The sequence below is a fragment of the Dehalococcoidia bacterium genome (genome assembly GCA_021295915.1).
Classification (GTDB): domain Bacteria; phylum Chloroflexota; class Dehalococcoidia; order Lucifugimonadales; family UBA1123; genus VXRN01.
Map to the genome: position 1 here is coordinate 1 of JAGWBK010000032.1, position 16,741 is coordinate 16,741.

The window sequence follows — 16,741 nt, forward strand, 5'->3', positions numbered from 1 at the left end:
CGCGCGAGTTCGAGATGTCCCAGAAGCGCCAGGTGTTGTTGGAGACGCCGTAGAAGATCGCGAACCTGACCGAGTCCGGCGCGTCGATGCTCCTGCGCACAAGCTGTACGAGGTCGCGGTGCGACAGCAGGGTGGCGAACTGTCTCACAGCCATCGACCTGCCCTCACGGTTCAGGGTCCCGATGCGCAGGCAGATCACCGACAGCCCGAAGTGGTCGGAGTAGTACCGTCCTGCCGCCTCTCCGAATGCCTTGCCTATGCCGTACGGCCCGTCCGGTCGTATCGGCATGTCCACCGTGACGCGTGGGAAGGTGGCCGGGTCCAGCCCGTCGTAGTTTCCAGCGACGATGGAGGCGTAGGGCTCGTCCTCCTCGTAGTTGCCGGTCGCGTGATTGGAGCTGGCGAAGATGACCCGCTTCGCCCCGGCCCGCCGCGCGGCCTCCAGCGCGTTGTAAGTCGAGGACAGGTTGTTCTTGTATACGACGTCCCACGGGCTGTCCTGGTCCGGCACGCTGGCGAGATCTACGACAGTGTCCACACCCTCGTATGCAGGCAGCACAGCGTCGAGGTCAGACGTGTCGGCCACCAGACTGGTGAAGCCTTCCACCGGCCTGATGTCCACGCCGGTCACGTTGTGCGAGTCCTTCAGTCCATTCTGGAGCAGGCCACCAATCAGCCCCGCTGCTCCGGTTATGAGTACGCTCTTCTTTTCGGGCATTTGTTTTTCTCCAGTGGGATATTTGCTATGGTGCCGGTGATCTCCACCTGCACCGGATTTGCCTGGACGCTTGGTGTTTATCCGAGGAAAGGGCCCCGCGATTTGCATCTGGCTACGCGCCGCTTCAGTGATCCTCCCACGCTCAGATTGTGGGTTGCAGTCCTTAGGCTGTGTACAATAGGATACACGCCAATTCTCGCTCTGGAGTCACATTCCGAATCTGGCGCGTCGCGAGCGTGTATAGAAGACATTGGAGGCGCTATTGCAGCAGACTCCTTACCGACTTCACTCAGTGAGCGTAGTCGTTACAGCAGAGTTTCATAACCCCTCGATTCTCAACCCTGACTTTTTGGTGTCGAGGGAGATCGTACCATCTGACTGGATGGTTACCGAAGCAGTCACAACGCCGCCAGTGTCAATAGTGCAGTACGACAATGGAATTCAATGGACGGTGGATCAGTCGAATCTCACAGTCACCGAAACATGTGAATCTCTGTTTAGGGACAACTACCACGTCTATGAGCTGGTTCGTGCTTACCTGTCGAAACTCCCACACGTCCCTTACCGAAGCCTCGGCCTAAACTGTGTCGCCTCGCTAAAGCAAGACCAACCTGCAAAGTGGCTAACTCAACGGTTTCTGAAGCTTGGTGCATGGTTTGAAGATCAACCTGAGATCATAGGGTTGGAGCCTAATTTCGTCATGGATGCTGGTGGTGCGACGTGTAATCTGTCACTACGCGAGGGGTGGGTCCAGGATTCCGATAGTAGTGACCGTGAAAGTGCAGTAATTGCTAGTGTAAACATACACCACGCCGGACCACTCAATGCGGACGGTCTGAGCGAAGCGATCAACCGATGGTCGCAAAGACAGTGCTTTGTGATTTCGGCGCTCGACAAGCTATTGAGACAGTCTCAGATATGAATGCGCGTTCACCAGCTACGGACACCACTACTTCAGGCATGTTGACTTCACCCACAGGAATGACGTTCACCAGCACTCGGCATGACCGTCCGTACATGTCGTTGAACCAAAGTTCAGACGAAGGTGCATTCAGCTACGTCCGACCAGGGTCAGCCTCCTTTACAGGAGGACAGGATCACCGCCCAGAGGTGTGGGATGTGATCGCAGACTACTTGGCTCTGATCGGAGATAGGTCTGGCAGGACGAGTGTGTCTACCGCTCGCGGGTCGCTAGTGCGGTCCACTACCATTCATGTCAAGAGTGCCCACCGTCCACCATGGCGTCCCCAGATCGTAGACGCAGCTACGCGCGAAGAGATCATTGCAGTGCTGCGGCTGTTCGGACTGGATGTAGTTGCTGATCGGCTGGTCTATCTGTGCAGCCTGGCTGATGACGATCCTGATGAGCCACGCATCGAGATTGAATCACTGCGTGCGATGGCACTGTTCATCATGAGTGAACGAAATCTACTGGACCCGCGGATAGGTGTCACGCCGGACGGACTTATCCAGATCGAATGGCGCGTCCCAGACAACGGAGTCCTGGCAATGGTGTTCCTGACCTCGGGCCTGATTCGATTTGCAGCGATCTCCGGTCCACATCAGCCCGAAACTGACCGTTGGAGTGTCAACGGGACCCTGCCAAGGGAAGGAACGCTGTCAGCAGTGGAGCCCTTCACTGTGGGCATAAGGCTTATATGACCAACCCATCGTTGCCCGACGAAGATCACGTCTCCCGATACTGCAAGCCATCAACCGTCGATAACGGAATACCGATGTCTTCCGCCTTCATGCCAAGACCGAGTGAAGAGTATCTCTCCGTAAACTGGCTTGAGTACTTTGGTGAGCCAACACTGGATTCGGCGGTGGATAGAGTTCGGGCGGTGTTTTCTGAAAAGGGATATAGGGTTACACGAAACGGCCGATTCGCGGCACTGAATGTCGGTGCCGTAAAGAGAGCTGTGCCTGAAGACACTGGAGTTGCTCTGAACATCAGCCACATACCCTTTGACGATGACCGGTCCCACGCTGGCATCAGCGGATATTCATCAAACGACTTGGCGGTCGCTGTAGAGTTGGTAGCTCTCCTTACGCAACAGGACATACATCCAGCAGTGACTTGAGATCTAAGATGGCTCTCAGCTTCGGCTATTCAGTGGTGCTCTCAGCGGTAGTATGGGTCACCGTATGGTTCGTTTGATATCTTGCGTGATTGCTATTCTTCTTATGCACCGTAGTTTCAAGCTGAGTACGGGGGCCACATGACCAACTCTCTAGCCCAGGAAATCATGGACATCGCTATCGACAGGGGTGCGCTCGCGTTTGGCGAGTTCAAGCTGTCTGCGGGTGGGACTAGCTCGTACTACTTCGATGGGCGCATCCTGTCGCTTGACCCGGAGGGCAGCTACGCGGTGGCCAAGGCGCTCCTGCCGATCATCAGGGAGTCCGGGGCGCAGGCGCTCGCTGGGCCGACGTTGGGGGCCGACCCGATCGTCTCTGCGGTCTCGGTCGTGAGCCACCTCGAGGGACATCCAGTACCAGGGCTGATTGTCCGTAAGGAGACCAAGGGGCACGGCGGACAGCGCGCCATCGAGGGGCCGACCAGCGGACTCGGCAAGGGCTCGCCTGTCGCGGTTGTCGACGACACGTGTACCACCGGCTCCAGCCTGTTCCACGCGATCGACGCTGTCGAGGCTGCGGGATACAAGGTCGTTAAGGTGCTGTCCATCCTCGACCGCAACGAGGGGGGGAGCGCCGAGGTCAGGCGTCGGGGCTACTCCTACGAGGCGCTGCTGTCGGCTGACGCTGAGGGGAAGATAACGCCTCGATAGGTTGCGGGGTATTCACCCTCACCCCTGCCCTCTCCCGTCAAGGGAGAGGGGGTATGTATTCACAAACCCGTCATTCCCGCGAAGTGGCTCGCCGGTCGGCAATCTAGGGGCTGGGAGTGTCCTTCGACAAGCTCAGGACGAACGACCTGTCAGTATGCCTACCCCTGTCAGCCCAGAGGGAGAGGGGCACGTATCTGGTTGGTCAACGTCTTTCGCCTACCATCAAGAGTGGCTCCGGCCTCAGCCTGACATGCCCTCCCAGATCAGGCGTATGCCCAGCAGCAGCACTACGACGATCAGCATCCCCAGTACCCAGACTCCGCGCACGCGGCCGGAGATCCTGGCTCCGATCTGGCCGCCAATTACGAGTCCGACGCCCGAGAGCAGAAGCAGCGGGAAGATCTCTATGTGCCCCAGCGCCGCGTGTGTTATGGCTCCGACGGTGCCGTAGATCGACAGCGCGAACACCGATGACGCCGCGGCTACCCTGACCGGGAAGCCGAACGCAAGCACCAGTATGGGCGTTCTCAGGAACCCGCCTCCGATGCCGAAGAAGCTGGAGATGAACCCAAGCACTACGTTGAACGCGGTGGCCAGAGCCTCGTTGAACTCGTATCTGTACTCCTGGCCGTCGCTGGTTCGGATTTGCCTGCTGCGCACGGTGGCATTGAACCTGCGACGCGGGCTGTCTGACTGGAAGAGCCGTAGTAGCCAGGGACGGGCCGCCAACTGTATCGCAAGCAGCACAAGAAGCACGCCGAACGCAATCCTGAGGATATCGGTCGAGACGAACTTCACACCGAGTGCGCCGATCACCGCGCCTGGGACGGCGGCGGCTGCGAAGAGCAGTCCGCTTCGATAGTCGACGATCCCGACCTTGCGGTACGTCCACGCCACAAAGGCGCCGTTGATCGCTATCGCTGCGAGGACCGTGCCGGGCACGTCTTTCGGGTCAGAGACCGCCAGCAGGAGGAGGACAGGACTCAGTATGAAGCCACCGCCGGCACCGACCAGAACTCCGTACGCCCCGGCGCCGACGCCCACGAGGACGATTATCAGCCAGCTGAGATACTCCTCCAACGGCCCTCCCGGTGTCCGGGCTGAGAGGGGTAGTTCTCGTACCTTTCACCCTCACCCCAGCCCTCTCCCTGAGGGAGAGGGGGTCAGTTGATTGAGTTTGATGCCGAAAGGTTAAGCTCACATACCCCAGTCAGCGGTATTCAGGTCAGCTCATCAGGCCGCTTAGGACGTCTTCAACCAGCTCCGTAGGTACGTCGTTACGAGTTGTGGCGTTGCCGATGCCTTCGAGCAGCACCCACCTGATGTTGCCGCTCGCGACCTTCTTGTCGGAGCGCATCGCCTCCAGGACGCTGGCAGGGTCAACAGTGGGGGCATCCAGGGGCAGGCCGTAGGCCGTTAGTATCGACTGCTGTCGATCAACCTCGGCGTCGGACATGAGGCCAACGCCGTTGCCGATCCTGGCCGCTCCCATCATGCCGATGCTGACAGCCTCGCCATGCAGGTACTGACCGTAGCCGGTAGCGGCCTCGATGCCGTGTCCGATTGTGTGGCCGTAGTTAAGCAGCACCCGGATGCCGAGCGTCTCACGCTCGTCCTGCGACACTACGTTGGCCTTGATCGCCATGCTGCGCCTGATCACGTCAGTGGCAATCTCGGGCTCGAGCGACTGGATCGCGTCGGTCTGGCTCTCGAACGTGGACAGGAGGTCGTCGTCCATTATCAGGCCGTGCTTGATGGCCTCTGCCCAGCCGGACCGCAGCTCCCTCTCGGGCAGCGTCTGAAGGACAGACACGTCTGCCAGCACGAACTTGGGCTGGTAGAACGCGCCGACGAGGTTCTTGCCCTGCGGCAGGTCGACGGCCGTCTTGCCGCCGATCGCAGCGTCCATCATCGCGAGCAGGCTGGTCGGCACCTGCGCAAACGGCAGGCCTCGCAAATAAGTCGCGGCGACGAACCCGGCGAGGTCACCTACGACTCCGCCACCGACCGCGAGGATCAGGTGGCCGCGCTCGGCCTTGAGCTCAGCGAGCCACGTGTAGATGTGCTGCGCGGTCGCGAGGGTCTTGTTCTGCTCGCCCGCGGGCATCACGAATAGGTGCGCGGCTATGCCGGACATTTCGAGCGAGTTCTGAGCGCGCCTGGCCTGCTGGTACACACCCTCGTCGGTGATGATGTACGCGACGCCGGGGTCCATGATGCGGCGAATGCGTTCGCCGACCTCGTCGATGATCTGCCAGCCGACCCACAGCGGGTAGTCTCCTGCCGACGTTCGTACCTCGGCCGCCAGTTCAGGATCGTTCATCTACTCACCCTCGCCTCTGCCCTCTCCTGTTGAGGGAGCCGCAAGCGCCCCCGGTGGGAGGGAGGCCCTGACCATGTTGAATCCCCGAATGACCTCCTCAGCAGCCTGGGTGGGCGAGAGGAAGTCCGTATGCACCGTCCAATGGGCGCGAGTATAGTTGAACTGTCGCTGGGCCTTCAAGGAATAGATGCGCTCGGTGAGATCGTCAGCCTCGAGCATGGGCCTGGCGATGAGATCGTCCCCCTCATCGGCCTCCTGCTTCCTGAGTCGCGCGATAAGCGTCTCGGGGCGTGCCTCGAGCAGGACGACGACCCCGTAGTCGTCCATCACGGCGCGGTTTCGCTCGTCCATAATTATGCCGCCGCCGGTGGAGACCACCTGCTGGTGAGCGCGTGCGACCGACGCCAGCGTCTCGCGCTCGATGCGCCGGAACTCGTCCTCGCCGTACCGGGCGAAGATGTCCTCGATGGCCATGCCTGTCGATTCGACGATCACGTCGTCGGTGTCGACGAACTTCCAGCCGAGCAGACGCGCGACCTCATGCCCGGTCGTCGTCTTGCCGGTCCCTGAGAAGCCCGTGATGAATACGTTGTCTCTGCTCAGCGTGCGCTCCGATTGTCCAGACAGTGAACAGGCAGGTCATAATGACCTGCCTGAATGAAACCAGTCGATTGTGATCTCCCCATCAAGGGAGATGTGCAGACCTACAGTCCCTTCTCCCCTGGCGGGAGAAGGTTAGAGCCTGTCCCGGACTTGATCCGGGGATGAGGGGGAAAGGCCCGTATCAACCTCACCCCAGCCCTCTCCCATCAAGGGAGAGGGGGCGATTGTAACCATCAGGACTGAGGGAGGGGGCAATACGCCAGCCTACTCTTCGATCCCGTTCGCAAGGAGGTAGTCGACCGCCTGCTGTACGGTCTGAATGCCCTCTGCGTCCTCGTCTGAAATCTCCAGTGTGACGTCGTCGGTGGAGAACTCCTCCTCGAACGCCATGATCAGCTCGACAAGGTCAAGAGAGTCCGCGTTGAGGTCCTCGGTAAACGAAGCGTCAGCTATCACCTCGGACTCATCCACGCTGAGCTTCTCAGCGACTACTTCCTGCACTCTCTCCATCAGGCTTGCCAATGCCATACCTCCGGTGGGAATTACTTTTCTGCTAGCTGGGTCTCCATGACCGAGCCCAGGACGCCGTTCACGAACCTGGGAGAGCTTTCGGACCCAAATACCTTGGCCACTTCGACGGCCTCGTTGATGGCCACCTTGGGTGGTGTCTCGTCGAGCATCGCCATTTCGTAGATCGCCATTCTCAGCAGGTTCCGGTCGGTGACCGCCATCTGAGAGATCGGCCAGCTTGGGGCGAACTCGGTGATTATCTTATCTATTCGCTGGATGTTTTCAAGGACGCCCGTAGTAAGGACGACGAGAAAGTCGGTGGCCGACTTCGATAGCTTGTGGGAGTTCGTCACGTGATCCAGCACGTCGTCGAGGCTGTGGTCGACCACGTCAATCTCGCAAAGCGTCTGGAACGCGGCGACGCGCGTCCTGCGCCTTGTACTGGCTGCGCCACCTGTTTGAGTACGGGACGCGCTCTTTCTGGCCGTTGCCTGCATTGGATCCCTAGATGCGAAGGCTGAGAATCGAGTCGAAGTCCGTGACGTTCGAGATGTTTGCCCTGCGATTGATGCGCTTGACCATGCCGCTCAGCGCGCGTCCGGGGCCTATCTCAAGGAATCTGTCAACGCCGGAGCCTACCATATAGTCGATGGTGTCTTTCCACTGGACGGTGCTGCAGATCTGCGAAAGCAGCTCCTGCTTGATGTCGTCGGCCTTGGTCATCGGCGTGCCGGTGCAGTTGGCGACTATCGGGACACGGGAGTCGTTGAAGTCCAATTCCTCGACGGCTTCCTTCAGGCCGGCACGAGCGGGCTCCATGAGCCCGGAGTGGAACGCGCCCCCTACTCGGAGGGCTATCACCTTCTTGGCTCCACGCGCGTCGCACAGGTCCATCGCTCTTGCGACTGCCATGCGATCGCCGCTGATGACGATCTGGTCGCCGGTGTTGACGTTGGAGATCCACACGCCGGTCTCCCGGGCAACCTCCTGCAGCGCGACTCGGTCGAGTCCGATGACGGCCGCCATGGTGCCGGGGTTCTGGTCGCATGCTTCCTGCATGAGCCTTCCGCGCTCCTGCACGAGCAGGGCCGTCTGGTCCACGGACAGCACGCCGCCAACGGCAAGGGCTGTGTACTCGCCCAGGCTGTGGCCGGCCATGACGATGGGCTGAGGCATCTCATCGGTGCCGAGCTCGTTTTCCATCGCCTTCACACAGGCCAGGCTAACGGCCATGATGCCGGGCTGCGCGTTGATCGTCTCTTTGAGGTCGTCTTCAGGCCCTTCGAACATCACGTTGGTGAGCGACCGTCCGAGCGCGTCATCTATCTCGTCGAACACGTCCCGTGCGGCGGGCGAGCTTTCGTAAAGCTCCTTGCCCATGCCGACTGCCTGTGCGCCCTGTCCCGGGAACAGGTATGCGACTTCGGGGCCCTGAGCTTCGGTCTTGAATGTAAGGGTCATGGGGTCATCTCCCTCGGGCGTCGTGCGACTCATGAGTTCAACCGGTGGGGTCTGCCGCCGGTTAGACGAGCTCGGAGTCCGAAACGATCACTTCGCGCCCATTGTAGTAGCCGCAGTGAGCACACACGCGGTGGGGCATCCTGGCTCGCTGGCACTGGGGGCACCTGGACAGCGACGGTCTGCTGAGCGCGTGGTGCGCGGACCTTCCGCCCTTGCGTTTCCTCGAGTGCTTTTTTTTCGGAAGAGGTGGCATTTCAGTTCCTCGCGTTGGCTCTAGTCAGTCTCAGCCGCGCCGGACATCAACTCAAGAAGGGGCCCCCAGCGCGCGTCCCTCGCCACTTCACAGTCGCACTGCTTGTGGTTCAGGTCCGAGCCGCAGCCCGCGCACAATCCAGCGCAGTTGGGCTTGCATAATGGCTTCATGGGGTCTTCCATCATGACGTACTCTGTGACGGGGTCTGTCAGATCGAGAATGTGGTTTTCGTCTATCAGGTAGTAGTCACTGCCATCGGAAGGCGGGGTAACCCACGCTCCAGTCAGCGGGTTGAGAGAGGGGATGTACTCCTCTTCGAGCTGAAACTGTATCGGATGACTGTATTGAGTCAGGCAGCGACCGCACTCGGACTCCAGCGCCGAATGCAGCGCAGCGCTCACCCAGATGCTCTTATTTGTCCTCATCATGCCGACCGTTCCAAACACCCTGACATAATCATGTCTTTCGGGTAAGAGGAGTGGGTCGTCTAACTGGTACTCGCGGCTGGAGCCGCTCGGTTCCATCAGCAACTGTGAAACGTTCAGCTCCATTCCCAGCCTCACATTCGGGCAGGCGAGCGATGCTGCCTATTCAACCGATTCTAGGTAAACCTCTAATATTGTGTCAAGTTTCACATAGTCTGGCGTTATCAGTCCTCCAGCTCCGCCAGTATCTCCCTTACGTAGTCCACCGACCGCTTGTCTTTGTGCAGCTGGTCGCCGGTGTTTGTGCCCTCAAGGGCGAAGTAGCCATCGTAGCCGGCCTCGTGCATCGCGGACAGCGCGAAGCGGTAGTCTATGTCGCCGTCGGGCAGCGCGGTCCTGATGAAATACGAGTGATTGAGCTCGGGGATGTGCACCCTCTGGAGGCTCTTGCAGTGCCAGTACTTGGAGTGAGACGCGAGTGCGACGATGCACTCCTCTGTAGACTCCTCAGGCTCTTCATACGTCCACAGCACGTTGCCGAGGTCGGGGTTCGCGTGGACGTGGGGGCTGTCGGTCAGCTCGAGCAGGTGCAGCGTGGACCAGGAGTTATCGGCGATCGAGTGCTGGTGCACCTCTATCGTGATGTCTGCGCCGATGTCGCCGGCGCGCTTTCCGACTTCACGCAGCGCCTTCGCCGTCTGTACGTAGTCGTCAGCCGTGGCCAGCGCGCTGGAGCCGTGGGAAGAGGGCTCGCCGCTGGGGCCGGTGTCCAGGGTGGCATCGCGCGGAGGCGTGCCCAGCGCGGTGTTGACGACTCCAACACCAATCCAGCCCGCAACCTCTACGGCCTTCTCCAGCCGCTTGCGGTTATCGGCAGCAACGTTGGGCTGGGCCAGTCCCCCACCCGCTCGTATCGCGACGCATGGTGTGCCGGCGTCTGAGAGTACAGACTGGAACTCCTTTGCCGTCTCCTTGGTCGCCTCGAATCCGCCGAAGGCCTCGAAGCCAAGCTCGATGCCGTCGAAGCCCATGTCGTTGACCTTGCCCAGGTACTCGGTACGAGTCTTGGGGTCTTCCGGAATGTTCCACGCGGCCCCGGCTATGAACGGGTAGAAAGTGCCACGGCGAAATGCGTAACAGAGCTTCAACGTCTAAACCTCCAAGCTATTAACGTGCTGTCTCAGGTGATAGAAGCCCAGGCTGCAGGCTCTACCGTCATTCCCGCGAAAGCGGGGATCCAGAGGGGCGTGGGTGGCGCCCACCTACTTTGTGAGCAAACCCTTTCACCCTCACCCCAACCCTCTCCCATCAAGGGAGAGGGGGCCTATTGGTTGGTATTCGTGGTTGTGTGCAGAATTACCTGCCCTTTCAGATTCCTCAAAGGGGATCCTACAAAGATCTCCCTATTCGTCCAGTCCGAAGGACTCTTTGGCGATGTCTACGATGTACCGGCTGATCGACAGAGACGACGTCGCGCCCGGCGACGGCGCGTTCAGTACGTGTATCGCGCCTTCGGTCTCGGCGATGCTGAAGTCCTGCAGCAGCCCGCCGTTGCGGTCGACCGCCTGCGCCCGCACACCAGCGCCAGGCTGGTAGAGATCCTCCCCCTGTATCTCCGGAACCAGCGTCTGCAGCGACTTCACGAACACCGACTTCACCATGGAGCGGTACTGCTCGTTGAAGCCCGTCTGCCAGTACTTGGCGCTCATCTTCCAGAAGCCGGGGTAGGTCAGCGTGCCGAGCGCGTCGCCCATAGCGAAGCTGGTCTTCGAGTAGCCCTCGCGCTTCAGTGCGAGAACCGCGTTCGGCCCAGCCTCGACCGATCCGTTGATCCGCTTGGTGAAGTGGACTCCAAGGAACGGCAGGGTGGGATCCGGCACAGGGTAGATCAGCCCCTTAACGAGGCTGGCACGCTCCGGCCTGATCGAGAAGTACTCGCCCCTGAACGGGATGATTTTCACACCAATATCGACGCCCATCAGCCCCGCGACTTTGTCCGCGTGCAGCCCGGCGCAGTTGATGATGCTCTTTGCGGTCATATCACCGGCGGTCGTCTCGAGGTGGATACTGCCATTGCTCCTTGAGATGGAGCGCACCTCGGCGTTGGTGACCAGGTCTCCCCCGCCCTCGCGCATCTCTGTCGAGTACGCCTGCGACACCTTGGTGAAGTCAATAATGCCGGTGTTAGGAGACCAGATCGCCTTCACACCCGCGACATGAGGCTCGTGCTCTCGCAGCTCCTCGGGGCCGATGAGCTCGAGTCCCTCGGCTCCGTTCTCCGTGCCGCGCCGGAACAGCTCTTCGAGTCCGGGCACCTCAGAGTCTTCGATCGCCACGATCAGCTTGCCGCACATCTCGTACTCGATGTCGCGCTCGTCGCAGAAGTCGCGCAGCAGTCGTCCGCCGGTGGAACAGAAGTTCGCCTTCTGTGAGCCGGGGGCGTAGTAGATGCCAGCGTGGATCACACCGGAGTTATGTCCGGTCTGGTGCTGGGCAATCGCGGACTCTTTCTCGATGACCACGACCTTCTTGTCGGGGTGCTCCTGGGTCAGACGCATCGCCGTAGCGAGCCCGATAATTCCAGCGCCGATGATAGCGATGTCGTAGTTGGACGAGTTCATTGATTCACCCGGGCGTCTAATACGCTCCAGCCCCATGAAGCAATCTTAGAGGGAAAGAGAGGTGGGTGGATTGTACCACAGAAGGCAACGCGTGGGATGAGACTCACTGGAGGGCCCCAATACACCCTATCTCCGACCATTCCACACTCCTCTGTATGGGTTAAACTGAGTCGCGTTACACACCTTGAAGGAGCTTTGCTTTGACCTACTCGGCCATTATCGTCGGCGCTGGACATAACGGACTCGTGGCGGCCAACTACCTGGCACGCCAGGGCGCGAGAGTCCTCGTGCTCGAACGTCGCGACTTCGTTGGCGGCGCGTGCATCACTGAGGAGCTGTTCCCGGACTTCCGTGTCTCGTCGTGCTCGTACATCTGCCACATGCTGCAGGACAAGGTGATTGACGACCTCGAGCTCAGGAAGCATGGACTCGACATTCATCCGGTCGACCCGTACCGCTTCCAGCCGTTCCCGAACGGCAAATACATGCTGCGCTGGCATGACGAGAAGAGAAACGTGGATGAGCTTGCGCGCCTCTCGCCGTCTGACATAGACGGCTACCACAGGTTCCAACAGTTCATGACGCGCGCCGCGACCATTATTCACCGCTACTTCCTCGAAGAGCCACCCACACTCGCGCAGGTGGCTGCGGACGTCCAGGGCACTGCCGATGAGGCCGTCTGGGACCGGCTGCTCACCGGTAACATGAAGGACCTCGTCGAGGAGCACTTCGAGTCTCCCGAGGTCCGAGCGGTGTTCATCGACGCCGAGGACGCGCAGGACACTCGCGCGCCGGGCTCAATCATGTCGGTGGCATACAACGACACCGACATGTTCACCGAGGACCGCAACTTCGGCATTCCGCACGGAGGCATGGGCGGCATCACCCAGGCGATGGCCAGGGCTGCCGAGTCGCTCGGCGCGGAGATCCGCACCAACGTTCCCGTCGACCGGATCGTGGTCAGGAACGGGCGTGCCGTTGGCGTCAGGCTGACGGACGGCGAGATCATCGAGGCCGATGTCGTGCTCTCCAACGCCGACCCCAAGCGCACATTCCTGTCTCTAATAGATGAAGGGGATCTGTCATCCGACCTGGTCAACGGCGTCCGCAGGCTCAAGACGGAAGTCTCGTACCTGAAGTTCCACGCCGCGCTGGACGAGCTGCCGGACTTCACGGGCTATCTCGGCGACAGGTACGACGAGAACTACCTCGTGCAGGTACGCATCTGCCCGTCGGTCGAGTACTTCCAGCAGAGCGCGGACGACGCGCGCGCCGGTCGGCCGTCGACGGCTCCGGTCATGCACATCCAGATACCGTCGGTGCTGGACAAGACGCTGACGCCTGAGGGCAAGCACGTGATGTCGATCTGGGTGCTGTACGCACCGGTCAGGCCGTACGGCGAATCGTGGGACAACTACCGCGAGCAGGCTGGCGAGGACCTGATAGACAAGATCTCAGAGTACGCGCCCGGCTTCCGGCAGTCAGTTCGCGACTGGGAGCTGTTCACTCCGCAGGAACTGGAGGAGCGTGTCGGGTTGACCGACGGCAACATCCGCCACCTGGACATCACCACGGCGCAGATGCTCGCCAACAGGCCCAACTCGCTGATGTCGGGATACCGGACGCCGGTGGACAACCTCTACCTGTGCGGAGCCGGGACACACCCAGGCGGCGAGGTCACCGGGGCCCCAGGCCACAACGCCGCCCACGCAGTGCTAAGAGACTGGGAGCTGGCGTAGGGACGCGTTGCTGTCTCAACCTTCGCCGCCATACAATGGCGCCACGTTTAATCCAGGTACATCGGGAGGCACACGACTATGACCCAGCCGGAGTACAGAAAGCCCATTCCGGTCCCCGTTCCGGAGACCGAATTCTTCTGGCGCAAGGCCAAGGAGCACGAGCTCTGGATCCAGCGCTGCATCCATTGCGCCGAGGCGTTCTTCTATCCAAGGCTCAGGTGTCCCCTGCCCGGTTGCATGTCCGACCAGGTTGAGTGGTTCCAGGCATCAGGACGCGGGAAGCTGTTCACGTACATGATCAACCACCGGCCGGCGCCTGGATTCGAGACCGATGCGCCCTACGCAATCGCGATCATCCAGCTCGAAGAGGGCCCGCGCATGATGGGCAACATCGTCGGCATCGAGAACACGCCGGAGAACCTCGTCCTGGACATGCCGCTGAAGGTCGTCTTCACCGACGCCACCGACGAGATAGCCATCCCGAACTGGGAGCCGGCTTAGCCGACTCTGGCTTCACCCTCACCCTGGCCCTCTCCCATCAAGGGAGAGGGAATGCTCATGCCAATGACGGATAGAACAGGAGCCTTACGAAAATGTCACTCAGATACAAGACGGCCATAGTCGGTGCCTCCGAGACAACACAGCTCGGCGTCATTCCCGACATGTCCGAGACCGAGCTGCACATCGACGCCGCTGTCAACGCCATGCGGGACGCCGGCATCGAGAAGGACCAGATCGACGGCATCTCCTCCACCATGAATCCGGCGACGCTCGCCCACAACCTCGGCATCGTGCCGAAGTGGGTGGACAACACCTCGGTCGGCGGCACGTCGTTCCTCATACACATGCGACACGCAGCGGCGGCGATAGTCTCGGGGCTCGCGACCACCATCCTGTGCTGCATGGGACAGAGTGGACGTAGCCGCGTCGGTGTCGGCGGGATGCGCATAGGGACTGCCGCAGGCCCCGCCGGTCCGACCTACGATGGCTCGTACCCCGGTCAGTTCGAGTCGATCTACGGCGTGCTCGGCCCAACCACGCAGTTCGGCATGGGCGTGCTGCGCTATATGAAGGAGACAGGAACGACGATCGAGCAGCTAGCGTCGGTCGCAGTCGCCCAGCGTAAGTGGTCGACCAAGGTGCCGCGCGCCATGTTCCGCGACCTCGTCACCGTCGACGAAGTCCTCAACAGCCGCATGATCTGCTACCCGTACCGCCTGTTCATGTGCTGCCCTGTCACCGACGGCGGCGGCGCGTTCATCGTTACCAGTGCGGACAGGGTGGACGACTTCCCCACCAAGCCGGTGTACATACTCGGCACGGGCGAGTCGGTGGAGACGCCGGTCGTCAGCCAGATGTACGACATGACATCCTCGGCGGCATTCAAGACCTCCAGCTCGAAGGCATTCGAGGAGGCGGGCGTGTCACACGACGACATCGACCACATCCAGATTTACGACGCGTTCGTGCACCTGCCGATCTACGGACTCGAAGACCTCGGATTCGTGGGACGCGGCGAGGCCGGAGCGTTCATCGAGGAGGGCAACACCTCGCCGGGCGGCAAGCTGCCGCTGAACACGAACGGCGGCGGTCTGTCCTACACGCACACCGGCATGTACGGCATGTTCGCGATGCAGGAGTCAGTACGGCAGGTCAGGGGCGAAGCCGCGCACCAGGTGGAGGGGGTAAAGACGTCCTTCTGCCAGGGCGTGGGCGGCATGTTCATGGCCGCCGGCAGCCTCATTTTCACCAACGAGCCGCCGCATAATTAACATACAATTAGGAGGGCGAGGGTGACCTCCTTTTAGCAAGCATCGCCGGGATCGCCCAACCAAGAGAGGCAAGTATGGGGCGGACATACGCCACCGCAATAATAATTGGAGCCGACTCCACCCGAGAGTACGAATTCCTCGTCGATACTGGAGCGACTCACATAGGTCTTCCGCAGAGCGAGATAGACCAACTCGGCCTTGAGCCTATCCCCCGGAATGGCATGCTCCAAGTTCGGACCGCTGTCGGAGTCGTGGAGCTACAGGCATATGGAATCACTGGGGTGATTGATGGACGTGGATTCGTCGCTATGGTCACACCTGCACCAATTCCACTGCTCGGATACGAGTTGCTGGAGAACTTGGGATACAAGGTCAATCCAGTCTCCCGATCACTCGAACGGGTCTCTCCAGACGAGTTCGGGCCACCATACCTGCTGTTCAGCCTAGTCGACTAAATTGGCAGGACGATGACTCTTTGACCAACGGTCATCATCCTGCCCTTATCGACGCCGCTTATGCTTATGCTGTCGTGGAAGATTTATCTGTATCGCAAAAGACTACCTGAACCAACAACGGAACCCATGACATGACCGACATCCTCTGCTACCAAGACAGCTATCTGAAGACCTTTGACGGCACTGTGACCGCGGTCACCAACAGGGGCGTCGTACTCGACCGCACGGCGTTCTACCCTGGCGGTGGTGGACAGCCCGCGGACTCGGGGACGCTGACCGCCGACGGCGTGGACTACGCCGTCAAGCGCATCCGGCGCAACTCGGGGCAGTACGTCCACGAGATCGACGGCGACGCCCGCCCTGAGGTCGGCACGAAGATCAGCGGTGCGGTCGACTGGGACCGCCGGTACCAGCTCATGCGAACCCACACCGCGCTTCACATACTGTGCGGAGTCGTCTGGCGCGACTACGGTGCGCAGGTCACCGGCGGGAACATGGAGCCGCTCAAGGCCAGGATGGACTTCGAGCTCGAAAGCATGTCGTCGGACTTCGCCGAGCACGTCGAGGAGCTGATCAACGGCGAGGTTGCCGCCGAGCGCGACGTCCACGTCAGCGTGCTCCCACGTGAGGAGGCATTTCAGATCCCGGATCTTATTCGCACCAAGATCAACCTGCTGCCTCCGCAGATCGCAGAGGTGCGCATCATAGATATAGAAGGTCTCGATCTACAGGCCGACGGCGGCACACACGTCGCCAACACCCGTGAGGTGGGCCGGATCCACGTCGTCGGCCACGAGTCCAAGGGCCGCATCAACAAGCGCCTAAGGATCGCTGTCGATCTCTAGCTGACGACCACGTCTACCAAAGGTTGCCAGAACTATCGAGACCTACACCGACCACGACGGAGTCGAAATCCGCCTGACGGATGAACGCGTCAGGCACATCAGACAGCGTCACAGGCGAGTCTTCCGAATACCTCGCGCCATAGAGCTTAGAGGGTGTCTGAGAAGTCATTTCAGGTAGGGACAGCCAGTCGGCGTAGCATCAGCCTGACCATGGCAGCATACAC

Annotated in this window: 19 protein-coding genes; 8 read left to right on the top strand and 11 right to left on the bottom strand. The window is 60.6% G+C overall.

The features are described from left to right. The coding region (locus J4G14_10210; GenBank protein ID MCE2458174.1) for an NAD(P)-dependent oxidoreductase at positions 1-718 on the bottom strand (718 nt) is incomplete at its 3' end. A 918-nt stretch (positions 719-1,636) separates the two neighbouring features. On the opposite strand from J4G14_10210, the gene J4G14_10215 reads away from it, so the two are divergent. From J4G14_10215 to pyrE, 3 genes are all read left to right on the top strand, one after another. Further along, on the top strand, positions 1,637-2,380 hold the full coding sequence (locus J4G14_10215) for a hypothetical protein (GenBank protein ID MCE2458175.1): 744 nt from the start codon (positions 1,637-1,639) through the stop codon (positions 2,378-2,380). Beyond that, positions 2,377-2,802 carry a hypothetical protein gene (locus J4G14_10220; GenBank protein MCE2458176.1) on the top strand — a complete coding sequence of 142 codons (426 nt, stop codon included), beginning with the start codon at positions 2,377-2,379 and terminating at the stop codon, positions 2,800-2,802. The genes J4G14_10215 and J4G14_10220 overlap by 4 nt, the downstream gene beginning before the upstream one ends. A gap of 138 nt (positions 2,803-2,940) precedes the next feature. Continuing rightward, on the top strand, positions 2,941-3,510 hold the full coding sequence (gene pyrE / locus J4G14_10225) for an orotate phosphoribosyltransferase (GenBank protein MCE2458177.1): 570 nt from the start codon (positions 2,941-2,943) through the stop codon (positions 3,508-3,510). 240 nt (positions 3,511-3,750) lie between these two features. Here pyrE and J4G14_10230 read toward each other — a convergent pair whose 3' ends face one another. The 10 genes from J4G14_10230 to lhgO form a co-directional block, all read right to left on the bottom strand. Beyond that, entirely contained in the window at positions 3,751-4,590 is an 840-nt protein-coding gene (locus J4G14_10230; protein ID MCE2458178.1) for a sulfite exporter TauE/SafE family protein, read from the bottom strand. Positions 4,591-4,735: 145 nt separating this feature from the next. Next, positions 4,736-5,833, bottom strand: coding sequence for a 3-dehydroquinate synthase (gene aroB / locus J4G14_10235; GenBank protein ID MCE2458179.1), 1,098 nt, complete (start codon positions 5,831-5,833; stop codon positions 4,736-4,738). Continuing rightward, positions 5,834-6,460 (bottom strand): shikimate kinase, encoded by a 627-nt coding sequence (locus tag J4G14_10240; protein ID MCE2458180.1) that lies wholly within the window; start codon positions 6,458-6,460, stop codon positions 5,834-5,836. A 240-nt stretch (positions 6,461-6,700) separates the two neighbouring features. Further along, positions 6,701-6,958 carry an acyl carrier protein gene (acpP, locus tag J4G14_10245; protein ID MCE2458181.1) on the bottom strand — a complete coding sequence of 86 codons (258 nt, stop codon included), beginning with the start codon at positions 6,956-6,958 and terminating at the stop codon, positions 6,701-6,703. Between the two features lie 20 nt (positions 6,959-6,978). Next, positions 6,979-7,443, bottom strand: a complete 465-nt coding sequence (nusB, locus tag J4G14_10250; protein MCE2458182.1) for a transcription antitermination factor NusB — start codon at positions 7,441-7,443, stop codon at positions 6,979-6,981. A 7-nt stretch (positions 7,444-7,450) separates the two neighbouring features. After that, positions 7,451-8,407, bottom strand: coding sequence for an ACP S-malonyltransferase (gene fabD, locus J4G14_10255; GenBank protein ID MCE2458183.1), 957 nt, complete (start codon positions 8,405-8,407; stop codon positions 7,451-7,453). 61 nt (positions 8,408-8,468) lie between these two features. Beyond that, complete coding sequence (rpmF, locus tag J4G14_10260) at positions 8,469-8,660, bottom strand: 50S ribosomal protein L32 (GenBank protein ID MCE2458184.1); 192 nt, start codon at positions 8,658-8,660, stop codon at positions 8,469-8,471. A gap of 20 nt (positions 8,661-8,680) precedes the next feature. Then, positions 8,681-9,211, bottom strand: a complete 531-nt coding sequence (locus J4G14_10265) for a DUF177 domain-containing protein (protein ID MCE2458185.1) — start codon at positions 9,209-9,211, stop codon at positions 8,681-8,683. A 98-nt stretch (positions 9,212-9,309) separates the two neighbouring features. Continuing rightward, positions 9,310-10,233, bottom strand: a complete 924-nt coding sequence (locus J4G14_10270; protein ID MCE2458186.1) for a sugar phosphate isomerase/epimerase — start codon at positions 10,231-10,233, stop codon at positions 9,310-9,312. Positions 10,234-10,488: 255 nt separating this feature from the next. Further along, positions 10,489-11,706, bottom strand: a complete 1,218-nt coding sequence (gene lhgO / locus J4G14_10275; protein ID MCE2458187.1) for an L-2-hydroxyglutarate oxidase — start codon at positions 11,704-11,706, stop codon at positions 10,489-10,491. A 200-nt stretch (positions 11,707-11,906) separates the two neighbouring features. Here lhgO and J4G14_10280 point away from each other — a divergent pair, with 200 nt between their 5' ends. From J4G14_10280 to J4G14_10300, 5 genes are all read left to right on the top strand, one after another. Continuing rightward, complete coding sequence (locus tag J4G14_10280; GenBank protein MCE2458188.1) at positions 11,907-13,445, top strand: NAD(P)/FAD-dependent oxidoreductase; 1,539 nt, start codon at positions 11,907-11,909, stop codon at positions 13,443-13,445. 78 nt (positions 13,446-13,523) lie between these two features. After that, positions 13,524-13,946: a Zn-ribbon domain-containing OB-fold protein gene (locus J4G14_10285; protein MCE2458189.1), complete on the top strand. Its 423-nt coding sequence runs from the start codon at positions 13,524-13,526 to the stop codon at positions 13,944-13,946. Positions 13,947-14,038: 92 nt separating this feature from the next. Further along, entirely contained in the window at positions 14,039-15,217 is a 1,179-nt protein-coding gene (locus J4G14_10290; GenBank protein MCE2458190.1) for a thiolase, read from the top strand. Between the two features lie 74 nt (positions 15,218-15,291). Next, the gene (locus J4G14_10295) at positions 15,292-15,672 is read left to right on the top strand and encodes a retroviral-like aspartic protease family protein (GenBank protein ID MCE2458191.1); all 381 of its coding nucleotides are present in this window, start codon (positions 15,292-15,294) and stop codon (positions 15,670-15,672) included. A 131-nt stretch (positions 15,673-15,803) separates the two neighbouring features. After that, positions 15,804-16,517: an alanyl-tRNA editing protein gene (locus tag J4G14_10300; GenBank protein ID MCE2458192.1), complete on the top strand. Its 714-nt coding sequence runs from the start codon at positions 15,804-15,806 to the stop codon at positions 16,515-16,517. The last annotated feature ends 224 nt before the right edge of the window (positions 16,518-16,741 follow it).